The following is a 2,605-nucleotide window of genomic DNA, read 5'->3' as shown; positions in this document are numbered from 1 at the left end:
AAACGTGGCATCGAACTTGCCCTCGGCAAAGAAAACCAACTGCAACGCGATAGTCTACTAGTAAATCTGATCACTGAGGACAGTCAAAGCGACCCAAAACTAGCACTCTCTGCCTACCAAAGCATTAAGCAAAAAACTTCCTTCCCAGTTGCGATCACCTGGGGATCTGGAGTTGGGATTGCGCTAACACCAATTGTCAATCAAGACAAAGTTGTACAAATTGGAGTCGCCACGGCATCCCCGCTCTATAGTACGCCGGACGACTACACCTTTCGTAACTTCCCTGCTTCGACTTGTGGAAGCTTGGCCCTTTCGAAATTTTTCTCGGAGAAATTCGCTGGCAAGTCATTTTATATTGTACACAATGAGAATGACTATGGAGTTGGCGCTGCGAAAGCCGCGCATATGGCCCTTGAAAATGTTGGCCTTGTCATCGCTGGCGTAGAAAGTTTTCTTCCAACAGAGACAGACTTTAGAGCAATTCTCACACGCATACGTGCTAAAAAACCTGCTGTAATTTATCTGGCAAGTTACACTCAACCAGCTGCGTTATTTATCAAGCAAGCACGCGAGTTGGGAATCACCTCGCAGTTCATTGCTTCAGAAGCAATTCTCGACGGTGAGGATACTTGGACGACAGGTGGCAAAGCAGTTGAAGGTATAATCGTTTCAAGTTCATCGCCATATTTCGAGGATCGATCCAACGCAGAGCTCGTGAAATTTATTGATCAATTCAAAGCAAGTTACAAACGAGAGCCAAATCCGATTGACTATCTTTCGGTGCGTGCCTACGACTCTGTAAAAATCATTCTTCCGATTATTGACCGCTGTAAATCAAACACTGAGTGCATTAAACAAGAACTTTTTAAAGTTCAAAACTTTCATGCTGCAAGTGGATTAATTAGCTTTGACGTAAATGGTGATATCCCCTGCTATTTTACTTTCCAACGCTTTTACAATGGGAAATTTGAATTAGTCGGTTAAATCCCCTGAGCAAGATCTCTGGATAAAAACACTTGAACAAACGAGCTGGATACCTGGCGTAAACCTTTGTTCAAAGTCTGGAAGTTTGGTTTTGAGGCCAAACTTCCAGACGCAAGATGCCAAACTCGTTTTAGCCATCACCCATAAGTGGAGCAAAAATGTCTACCCGAGGATTCTGATTCCTTGTAGCGACTTTTAGATCCTCTTTTGGTCCGACAACAGTTTGATAATAGACGCGCGCAGCCGAATCGAAGCAATTCAATACAAAAAAGATTGAAATGACTTTTTTCTCGACCAGAGTCACCGCCAGTTTCAAAATCACGTAGCCCCAGTGACCTGCCCGGAGTTCATGATCTGTGCCGATAGCTTCATGCAAAGCCATTACAGCTTGCTCTACTGCAGACGAATTATCTGGCTCAGCTGCGTTTGGCAGTAAGTCCCATTTTGACTGTGGAATCTCAAGTCGCCGACACCACTCTTTAGCGCTACAATCAAGTAGCCCGATTGCTTCATTATCAGGCCAGTAGCGCTCGGTGGTATAGGCAATCTTTAGAATCAGGCGCAGCACCCAGAGGAACTGCGTGGGGCGCTGGCTGTCGTTGATGTTGGCAGCAATTATGGCGATAAGTCGATCGTACTTTTCAGGGTACGCGGGATCTACGAGATAGGGCATCTTCAAAACCTTCCTTGATTTTTTGCCGGAGGTATCCAGCTCTGGCTGCTCTAGATCGCTAGCAGCCAAGGCTAACCTCCGGGTATAATTATACTCAATTAGTGATTTCAAAGACCAAAACGGCAAAAAATAACTATATGCCAATCAAGAGAAAATTAAACAGAGGAATTGCAGAATATTGAAAAAATTTAGTTTGGGGTGGCCGGTCATGTAAGTAACGCAACCACCCCAAGAACCTAAATCCGCCGTGAAGCGATTGCACGAGTTAAGTTTCCCGTGCTAAGCCTCCTGAGCTAGGCGCGTGAGAAGCTCCATCGTCACAACGCTTGGCCGGATCAAGGCCACTTTGCCGCTCACGCCGGACCAGAAACACTCAGCCAGAGCGCCTGCCGTGCGAGAGACTGCAAAGAAAAGCCCAGCGATTGACGCTGCATCCTTTTCGGGAATTAGCCCAGCGAGATAAGCCAGAAGCCCCGTGTAGCCGTCGATATTGACCGCCTGGAAGCCTATACCAGGCTTGGCAGTAACGATCTCTTCCACCGCAACTTCATACCAGATGCTAGCACGGCGCAAGAGGACTTCTCCGTGCTTGTGGCGCGAAGCGATTTCTTCGATCAACTTCTTTGCCACCGCAGCGCGCGGGTCGTCGTTCGAACCACGCAAGATGCGATGTCCGACACACCAGATCGGAAGTCCTCGCTGGATGAGCTCTTTCGCGATCGCACGCAGAGCTTCTCGGTCCGAGCAGTTCTCGATGTTGAGATCGTTGAGGACAAAGCGCAAGCCCTGATAGGCCGCACCACCATGGTTGAATCCGGACAAGCCGTTACACATCGCAGCAGCGGCTTGATACATGTCATTGCCGCCACTGTGAGCGACAAGCGCCGTATAGGTGCTGACATTTCCTGCCCCGTGATAGATCATCAGGTTCAGAAGGACGTTCAATAC

Annotated in this window: 3 protein-coding genes; 1 reads left to right on the top strand and 2 read right to left on the bottom strand. The window is 47.9% G+C overall.

The features are described 5' to 3' along the window. Positions 1-984, top strand: a 984-nt coding sequence (locus JNK13_03175) for an ABC transporter substrate-binding protein (GenBank protein ID MBL7661734.1), incomplete at its 5' end; no start/stop codon positions are given. A gap of 130 nt (positions 985-1,114) precedes the next feature. On the opposite strand, the gene JNK13_03170 is transcribed toward JNK13_03175, so the two are convergent. Together JNK13_03170 and JNK13_03165 are read right to left on the bottom strand one after the other, a co-directional pair. After that, positions 1,115-1,657 carry a hypothetical protein gene (locus JNK13_03170; protein MBL7661733.1) on the bottom strand — a complete coding sequence of 181 codons (543 nt, stop codon included), beginning with the start codon at positions 1,655-1,657 and terminating at the stop codon, positions 1,115-1,117. Between the two features lie 279 nt (positions 1,658-1,936). Further along, positions 1,937-2,605, bottom strand: a 669-nt coding sequence (locus JNK13_03165) for a citrate/2-methylcitrate synthase (GenBank protein ID MBL7661732.1), incomplete at its 5' end; no start/stop codon positions are given.

This window comes from bacterium (assembly GCA_016786595.1).
Classification (GTDB): domain Bacteria; phylum Bdellovibrionota_C; class UBA2361; order SZUA-149; family JAEUWB01; genus JAEUWB01.
The sequence above is the reverse complement of the archived record's forward strand: the minus strand, read 5'-3'. Positions and strand labels throughout refer to the sequence as shown.

Coding starts and splice junctions, on each gene's coding strand:
- JNK13_03170 (MBL7661733.1), bottom strand. CDS start 1,657: ATGCCCTATCTCGTAGATCCCGCGTACCCTGAAAAGTACGATCGACTT.